This is a genomic window from Mesorhizobium sp. Primo-A (assembly GCF_003997175.1).
GTDB classification, from domain to species: Bacteria; Pseudomonadota; Alphaproteobacteria; order Rhizobiales; family Rhizobiaceae; genus Mesorhizobium; species Mesorhizobium ciceri.
The window spans coordinates 82658-91863 of sequence record NZ_RZTG01000017.1 but is presented as its reverse complement, the minus strand read 5'-3'; the positions used below and the strand labels follow the sequence as shown (position 1 = coordinate 91863).

Below are 9206 nucleotides of genomic sequence, written 5' to 3'. Positions count from 1 at the left end.
CGCCTCGCGGATCGCCCGCAAAGTCGCATGGCGTAGCTTGTCCTCGCGCTTAAGGGTCTTCACTCGTCCGACAAGGCCAGGTTTGATCCATTCGGCGTCTGGCTTGTCGGCTCCCTTCGGTGGCGTGCCTTTCCCCTCCTGCACCTTGGCCCACAGGCGTTCTCGCATGGCTTTGGTCAGCGCGATGTGAGCCGATCCGACATAGCGGCGTTCCGCATCGCGGGTTGCCATCAAAGCGAGTGGTGCCGATCCCGGTTTTAGCTGCACGCCTGCCACTTCAAAGTCGACTTCCTCGTAGCATTTGGTTTTCAGCCACGCTTCGGTGTCGCCTGACCGATAAACGCTGTCAGGCCGCTTCGACACCATGCCCTCCAGGCCCATGCGATCAACCGCAGCGTAGAAGTCAGCCCCGCCGCCATGCACATGGTGACTGTACTGGATCACGCCCTTGGCAGGCCCGACGAGTTCGAGCAGCTTTCCCGACGTTCCAGCAGAGGTGCTGGGCGCAGGTTGACCCCGTCCAGGTGCAGTAGATCGAAGGCGACGAAGATAATCCGATCCGGCGCCCATCGCATCGCGGACCGCAGCGAATGGAAATCCGACACGCCCTTCCCGTTGAGGACGATTGCCTCGCCGTCGATGATTGCCGACTTGGGGGAAAGGGTTGCCGCCGCCTCGACAATCATCTTGTACGTCGATGACCAGTCGTAGGCCCCCTCCGGGTGATCGCTCGGGCCGTGCCGTCTCGATTATGATTTGCGTCCGATAGCCATCGTACTTGATTTCGTGAATCCAGTTGTCTCCTGTCGGGGGGACCTCGACAAGCCTGGGAAACATTGGCCTGATGAACTTCAGACGCATGAACTGACCCGCAAGACTGCGTTTCAATTTAGCATGCGCTAAAATGGTTCCGGAACATTTTAGACGATTTGACTGTTTGACAGCCATGGCGAGGCCGTCCGACGTGGACCATCCATTCCCGGCAAGGAGCACGGCGGCGAACCAGCCGATGAGGACGACAACTTCTATACCTGCCCGACGTGCGGACAGCAGGTCGACATGCGCGACTTGCGGCAGGTGATTTGGCACGAGCAGCCAAAGCAAGCCGCTCCTGTTGCTGGTAGATTAGCCGCGCCAGCACATCGGCAGCAGCACCCCTCTCAAAATTGGCGGAACATAATTTAGACCCGTCAGTTGGGAGAACTCATGGGAGGCGCGCGATGTTGCAACGTGAAATCTCCATTGTCTCGGACAGGTCGAAATTGGTGGCGGACTATTCTCTGATCGCCGCCGATATAGCCCAGCGTCTATCTTTGCGCGCTTGCAATGACAACGCTTCCGCCAACGTCCCGTGGGCACCGAAACATTCCGAGGCCCCGACTTCGCCGGCCTCGCACACCCGCCGAGTATTCCTCGACCGATCGTGCTTTAGCCACGATCTATGCGTCGATGGTGGTGGGGATAACGCTGATTCTGGCGTCGGCAGTTTGAGTTACGCGACCTGATGCCGCTCTCCCAGAAACTATCTTCGGTTGAGATGACACTCAAATGCCCCGGATGTGGAAACGAGTTCACCAAGCCAGGGCGTTGGTTCATCGTTGCCGCCCACTATCGGTGCGAAGGTTGCCAGCGTTTACACCGCCTTCCTTATCCAGAAAAGGTGGAACTGTTCGAAAGATACGCCCAAGGGTGTGAAGACGGGCTCGGCAGCATCGACAGTGGGCCCGCACCGCTTGGGTGAGGACCGATGCGGGCCCGGCCAAGGGTTGCCTTTCCTTGGCCAGCAGCGTGCGGGGCGCTGCCGCCAAGAACTGAGCATGAGTAATAAGGTTCCGCTGATACAAAAAAGCCCGCCAGCCGTCAGGCCAGTGGGCAGTTCTCATGGGGAAAGCACCGAATGGGAACAGTGCAATGACCCAATCTCGACAGCGCGGTTTTTGTTGGAACGACCTAGCGTCGTTGCCTTGTAAAACCGTACGGCAACCCTTCCGGCCTTTCGATTTTTGCCCGATGGCTCGCTATCTGCGGCCCTGTCACCTCAAGGTTTAGGCGTGACGCTACCCTGTCACAGATAGTCGATCCACCCAGATGTTACGCCGCAACCGGCGGCGGTGTTACGTTAGTCGAGGTATACCGTGGTGTGCGAGCTGCTCGGCTGGTGGCGTGCGCCTCTCCGTTGCTTGATGTGACTGTCATGGGGCCGCGAGCCGACTGGCAGCTTCCTAGAATCCAGTTGGCAAAAGCGGCCATTCCGCACCGAGCGCCACTTATCGGATCGAAGGTGTTTTCGGCGTCACAGGCCCGCCAACTGGTGTTATGCTACTTCTCACCGCGAGGCTTGAGCTTACGCGCTTGAGGAGGAGGATATGTTAGAGACGCAGCTTCAAAGTCGCAATGGCATGCCGATTGGCGCCGACCTCATCGATGAGTTCGCTTCGGGGTTGGCTGGCCGCCTTATCCGGCTCGCTGATGCCGATTACGACGAGGCACGCCGTATTTGGAACGCGGCAATTGATCGACACCCTGGACTGATCGCACGCTGCCTCGGTGTCGCTGATGTAATCCACGCAGTGAAATTCGCTTCTAAAAACGACCTTCTTGTCGCGGTGCGTGGGGGCGGTCACAATGTCGCCGGGCGCGCGCTCTGCGACAACGGCATCGTGATCGACCTCTCCGCCATGCGTGGCGTGATGGTTGAGCCCAAGACCCAGACCGTGCGAGTTCAGGGCGGCGCGACGCTTGGCGATCTCGACCGAGAGACGCATTTGCATGGGTTGGCGGTGCCGGTCGGCGTCGTCTCTAAGACCGGCGTTGCCGGTCTGACGCTCGGCGGCGGCGTAGGCTGGCTGGTGCGCAAGTACGGACTGAGCTGCGACAATGTGATTTCGTTTGAGCTGGTGACAGCGGAGGGCAACCTGCTGACGGCCAGCATGGAAGAACACCCCGACCTGTTCTGGGCTTTGCGCGGCGGCGGCGGCAATTTCGGCATCGTCACCTGCTTCACCTTCCGGGCGCAGCAAATATCTTCAGTGCTCGGCGGCCTGATCGTTCACGCACGCGACAAGTCCGGTGAGGTGTTGCGCTTCTATCGTGACTTCATGGCCACGGCACCGGAGGAACTGACTGCCTACGCGGCCATGCTGACGACACCGGACGGCATGCCGGCGATCGGCGTAATCGCATGCTGGTGCGGTGACGTGGTAGAAGGCGCACGTGTGCTGGCGCCGCTGCGAGCTTTCGGTCCCCCAATGCTCGATGCCATCCAGCTAATGCCCTTCCCGACGATGCAGAAGCTGCTTGACGGCGCTTTCCCGGACGGCACCCACAATTTCTGGAAGGCGAGCTTCGTTCCGCAACTTACCGACACGATCATAGACCTGCTTGTCGAGCATGGAAATCGCATGAAGTCGCCTCTTTCGGCCTGCATCGTAGAGTTCTATGGCGGCGCGCCAGGCAGGATCAGTCGCGCTGAATCCGCCTTCGCCCAGCGCGGCGCGGAATACAACATAGGAATGACCGCGCAGTGGGTGGATCCGGCCGAAAGCGAAAGGCATATTGCCTGGGTACGCGCCATGTATGATGCGTTCGAGCCGCATTCGAGCGGGATGCACCTTCTGAACTTTCAGAGCGAGCCCGCGGACCAAGTTATCCGCGCCTCATTCGGCGAAAACTACAGACGGCTTGCGGAAGTGAAAAGCAAATACGACCCGACCAACTTTTTTAGCGTCAACCAAAACATCTCGACCGCGACACATTAAGCGCCCTTCGACAAACTGGGGCGAACTGATCGAAAGTTCCCTTGGGGTCAGCATGATCGCGGGCACCTAGGCATAAGCTCGGGGCTATCAGCACCGTGCATCCGGACGGGTCTCCAGAGGCAGCCGTCATACAGGTGACGTTGGGCGACGACCTCAACATCGTGTTCGACAGCTTTCCCGGAAGTCGGAAGCTGGCAAATATCAAACGAGACAGCCGGATCGCCATGGTGATCGGCTGGGATGAAAATGTCACGGTTCAAATCGAAGGCCGGGCCCGACCTGCCAAGGCTAACGAATCACAGCGGTTGAGAGATGTCCACGTTGCCAACTGTCCGCTTGAAGCGGAGTTTCTAAAGCAAGGAGCACAACTTTTTACGATTTCGCCTCGATGGATTCGCTATTCCGATTTCAGAGGCGAGCCGATGGTTTTTGAGCTGTCCGGCAACTCGCTTGCGAAATAGGGATTAGCCCCGCCACCTCTCGGCAGCGGGCCGCCGCCAGGGCTGCCTGTGCAACAAAGGCCGTCGATCTGCGTTGAGGCTCGTCTCAGTGGAGCTTCGACAATGGATCCGGCAACCGCAGCAGTACTGCTTTTACTCTCTTGCAGCCCAGGCGAGGCTGTCGTCTGCAGGCCCATTGATGCCGCGCCGACCACATATGCGTCGCTTGACGTGTGTAAGGCATCTCTGAAAGACAGGCTCGCAGGTGCGCCAAATGGGGAAATCGTCGGACGATGTCATCCCCTCGACGAGACTGTCACCGGTTCCCTGCCCGCCGGGTACACCACCGTTGTTGTCACGCGCGGTGTTGGGAGCAACGCCGTCAGCAATAGCTACATCGTTCAACACAAAGATTAAGGCCCGCCACCTCTCGGCAGCGGGCCAATTCAACAGGATGTTGGATTTCAGGCGTTGCCCGCCGGGCGGTACGCCTTCATGTCCGCCGCCCCTTGGCGGTTCAGGTGTTCCCTCACCGGCTTAAGGACAGACGTTGGATGGGTCGGCGTCATGTGCACAGATCGCCAGCCGTGCAGCTCCTTTGGTTTTCTGCGCAACGGTCTTTCCCCTAGCTGGATTTAGCTATCCCCCTACGGTTGGGTAGGGACTTCAGTCTCAATTGAGCAATCGCTAATATGCCTATAACTTAGGCAGCGCGGGGGACGATCCCTAAGAGCTATCCCGCAATGGCCGGTGCGGCCCACGCTTTCCAACCTAAGCGTCCCCGCACCGGCCATTCTTTTGAGTCTACGGCTGGGTAGCGCCTAGCGGCTCGCTTTTGGCCTTGATTTGTTCTGGCCGTTGCAACTAGGCGCAATCCCGCAGTAGCGGAGCCGCGCAAAGTCCTCGCTAGTTTCACCTTACGTTCCTGTCCGACTGCCGATAATCGCCACCAAAGCACAAACCCTTGGAAGGGGCAGCCCTGGGGGCGGTAGTCGGCACGATCAGGCAGACCAAAAGCGGGTTGAGCGACCGTGCCGACCATAGCTGGGCACGAGGGTGGGCCTAATGTCCAGGCTCCATATGCTACCGGTACACTGGTCTTGCTACAACTACGCCTGATGGCCTATGTCGCGCTTGAAAATCGAAGTCGCATGGCGATCTGGACGCTACGCAAACCGCACTGCCTAGAATCCTAAAGGGAACTCACCTTCAAGTGGCACATTGACCCTCTGAGCGGTCGATTCAAAAGGATGTAGCCGCTTACACAGGGTCCGCCGCCGGCGCCCCAATAGGCGGCGGGCTCACCCTCAGTGGCTTTCAACGTAGAGCAAGAAGCCCGCCTCGCCTCATTCACGGCGAAATGGTTAGCAGGCGTAACCACATCGAAGGCTCGCCAAAGGACCTCTTCTATACTCGTGGGAGTCGAATCCACGAGCGGAATGCGCACCGGCCAGCCGTTGACCATCTGGAAGACACCACCGACGTCCTTGGACCACGCCAAGGCGCGTCTAACGACAAGAGGCGCATAGGTCGCGATGACCACATGGGGCTGCCTGTAGTATGTGGAGGTCATTACACGTTCGACATACTTGCGCTGCCAGTTCGGGTGAAGGCTCCTCGGGTTCGTCGATGAGGAAAACAGGCTAATGGCCTCGCTCCGCGGTGCTTAGGAACACCAGCGATGAAATCAGTGACAATTCGCCTGAGCTGACGTCTTTCAATTCGATCATCAGCCCATCTCGGCGCTCAAGATGTACCTGGATCGGCTCGCGTAGAAAATCGTGCTGCCGAAGCCAGCGCTCGTTCCTGAGCACTGCTTAGAAATCGCGACCTAATGAGAACGACAGCTTAGGGTCCGTCTGGTCTGACCAAACCACTTGCTTGGGTTGGACGGAATGGCGGCCTCCTGATCCAAAGAGAGCACGCTCTCAAAATCCAGAACCTGTCGTCCAGTGTTGACGGCGGAGAAACCGAACCTCGGGTGGTATCCGCAGTAATTGAGAACCGCTCCGGCTTCATAGAAGCTCGCGCTGGATTCACGGAAGGACGCAGCAATGGCCTGCTTTATTACAGAGCGGGGTGAGTTGAAGGCCGGGATACGACGCAAGTTCCGAATGCCCGCAAATCTGTCTCGTGCAGTGTTCGAGACGACCGTGAGGTCCGTCGGATTTGTAGAGGTTCCCCTCGCACGACTTCCTTGCGCCGGTGAGCACCGCGCCGCCTGGCCCGTTCCACCAGCCCAGCCGCATGAAGCTGCGTCTCGATGAAGGGGTAGCCCCAGTTGAAGTCATGATCGCGCAGCAGGTATTCGTGGAAATGCTTCACGTTCCAGCCAAGGTAGTGGTGGCGATAAAGTTCCAGCATCTCCTCGATCCCCTCCGCGGCACCCGGCGCGTCGAAAGCTTGCCCAAACGCCGGTCGAGCAACCCAGCCTCCCCCGCCTCTTCGTAACGCTCGCGGTAACGCCGGAATTGTCGCTCCGACATGCCCAGCAACTCGCCTGCCTCCATCATCGAAAGATCGCCGCCATTCCAGCGGCTCAATAATCCCGAAACTTCTGCATTCTCCGGTCCTCTAGCCACGCTGCCCGCTTCATCCCCAGCCTCCATTCGCTGGCGATAAAACCGGACAACTCGCGTGCTACCTAATCCGGACAACTCATGTGCTACGACAGCAGTTGCTGAAATACATTGCCGCGATTAAGCATTCGGACTAAAGTCATCCCTTCTCGCAGCGTGCCGCGTCCTCCGGTTTGACACAGGGGTGCCGAATGCGCATGTCCTTGCTTTTCATTTCACTGCTGATTGCACACATCCCGATTGTATCGCATGCCGCCGCCATTCACGACGCCGCCGTGAAGGGAGATGTCGCGGCAATTACGGCAGCGCTCGACGCCGGTGCCGGCGTCGACGAGAGCGATGGAAAAGCAACGCCGCTCTATCTTGCGGTTAGGGGCGGGCATCTTGCGGCGGCAAAACTGCTCATGGAACGAGGTGCCGACGCCAACGTTGCCCCGACGCCGCTTTTGGGACCTCCCCTCATGCCGGCTTTGGCAAAACGCAGGGTCGACTTGATCAATCTGTTGCTGCAGGGGGGCGCAAATCCAAATGCGCAGCGCGGCGGTGAATCCGCCCTTCACATCGCCGTCAGATCCGGCTGTCTCGATTGCGTGAAGGCACTGGTCGAGGCCGGCGCCGATGTGAATGCGAAGACAAAGGACGGCAAGACACCGCTCCACATGGCAAAATTCAAGGGGCAACATGAAGTTGCCGCCTATCTCTTGTCGCACGGCGTCGTCTTGCCAACGCCAGCCCCTATCTCGATGAAATTGTCAAATGCGGATGTCGAGAAAGGCCGAACCTACTTCACCCATGTGTGTCACGGTTGCCACAATGCCGAGCCACAGGGAGAGACCAAGACGGGGCCCAACTTGTGGGGCGTCGTCGGCCGCGACAAGGCATCCATGGCAAGTATGCGTTACTCCGACACATTGCTGGGCTGGGAGGGTGTATGGACGTATGAGGACCTGAACACATATCTCTTCGGGCCCATGCTCACAACGCCGGGCGTCAAGATGGAGACGCCCGGTGTCCCGGACGAGACCGAACGGGTCAACGTGATCGCGTACTTGCGCACACTCAGCGACAAGCCGATTCCGCTGCCCTGAACCCCTACCCTGGTCCCTCCCCAGTATCGCCCCTTTGTAAAAGCGCACTGGGGAAGCCCTGCCAATGCCAGCGCGCAAAAGAAGCCTTTAACGCTTATTCAATTTATCTATTTTAGAATGTGCTAATGCGCTTCTCAATCCTGCTTTTTGGCTGGGCAGCATTTTTCGGTTGGGATTTCGCCGCCAATGATGGCCAAACCATTATTGGCCTTGGCGTGCGAGTTGCCAGGCTATTCCACCTCTCCGGGCTCATTTGAAGTTAGGACGACGTCAGCGCTTCTTCACCTTCGGCGTGATCTCCTCGACCCGCACCTTGTCGCCGATCTCCCTTAGCGAGCGGGTATGTCCGAGGCAGGCTCGTCGAGAAAGGCCCCTGCCCCTTTTTACTAGCTCTCGACGAGCCGTGCGCCGCTTACCCCCGGACGGCAAACGCTGTCGCAGTCTGCCTTGATCGTCAAGCGACTGTTCTGTTCGCGTGTTCGTTAGCTCAATCAGGTTGCGCTAATGTCACATTCGGTGGACGCGTACGCGTGCGCGCAACTGCAAGCCGTCTCATTCACCCTTCCGCCGTTTCAATTTCGGCATGATCTCCTCGATCCGCGCCTTCAAGCCGTCCTGGGCCATCGCCACCGGTGACGACGCCCATTCCGAACGCAATCGAGAATATCTTGATCCAGAACGTCGAGATGCGGAGATAGATGTCCCTTCCGGTCAAGAAATTGAGGCCTTCCAGCATCGCGATGAACGCGGCCATCCTACAGTAATAGCCGGCAGCAGGATGTGCCAGCCGATGACCCAGCCGAACTGCAGTCGCGATAGCAATACAGGATCGAAGTCCTCGTCCCTCTGGATGCAGGCGAGCCGGCGAGAATCGCATCACCTTCCGTAGTAGCGGCGGCTGTGGCGGGAGCGCGTTTTCAGTGCCGTGGTCAAGCTATGGGAATTGGCGACGGTGTCGATGCCGGATTTTGAAACCAGCTGTTCTGCCGCGTCGTACGGCTTGCAACTCTCAGGCGTGACCGCGCCAGAGGCGATAGAGCACGCACCTAGCTTGCGTGCTTGTGCTGCTTAGCTGCGCAACGACCCCCGGGGGCGATGGGAACCGTCTGCGGCGATCCATGCTTCGGTGGGCTTGCAGCTCGCTTAGTCAAAGCGCTTCTCTGGGTAGGCACAGGGCGATCCGACCAACGGACAAGCGACGGCAGGACGAGAAATCGATGCTGCCGTCCAGTCCCGCCAGAATTGCCGCACGACAGGCAATGTAACGCGTGAAAGGCGTTTGAAACGTCACATTCGGCTATATGAGAATGAACGCCCCGATAAGAAGCGCGCCAAGCCCGA

At 58.8% G+C, this 9206-nt stretch carries 4 protein-coding genes and 2 pseudogenes; 3 read left to right on the top strand and 3 right to left on the bottom strand.

All coding sequences use genetic code 11. The features are described from left to right. Positions 1-231, bottom strand: a pseudogene (locus tag EOC83_RS33685) (ATP-dependent DNA ligase); the annotation flags it as partial. 209 nt (positions 232-440) lie between these two features. Then, entirely contained in the window at positions 441-686 is a 246-nt protein-coding gene (locus EOC83_RS33680; protein WP_342030153.1) for a hypothetical protein, read from the bottom strand. Between the two features lie 1680 nt (positions 687-2366). On the opposite strand from EOC83_RS33680, the gene EOC83_RS27770 reads away from it, so the two are divergent. From EOC83_RS27770 to EOC83_RS27750, 3 genes and pseudogenes are all read left to right on the top strand, one after another. Further along, entirely contained in the window at positions 2367-3758 is a 1392-nt protein-coding gene (locus EOC83_RS27770) for an FAD-binding oxidoreductase (RefSeq protein ID WP_013525274.1), read from the top strand. An 80-nt stretch (positions 3759-3838) separates the two neighbouring features. Next, positions 3839-4219: pseudogene (locus EOC83_RS27765) on the top strand (pyridoxamine 5'-phosphate oxidase family protein); the annotation flags it as partial. Positions 4220-6968: 2749 nt separating this feature from the next. Then, the gene (locus EOC83_RS27750) at positions 6969-7865 is read left to right on the top strand and encodes an ankyrin repeat domain-containing protein (RefSeq protein ID WP_063170605.1); all 897 of its coding nucleotides are present in this window, start codon (positions 6969-6971) and stop codon (positions 7863-7865) included. 556 nt (positions 7866-8421) lie between these two features. On the opposite strand, the gene EOC83_RS33050 is transcribed toward EOC83_RS27750, so the two are convergent. After that, positions 8422-8619 (bottom strand): cytochrome ubiquinol oxidase subunit I, encoded by a 198-nt coding sequence (locus tag EOC83_RS33050; RefSeq protein WP_063170606.1) that lies wholly within the window; start codon positions 8617-8619, stop codon positions 8422-8424. Positions 8620-9206: the final 587 nt, after the last annotated feature.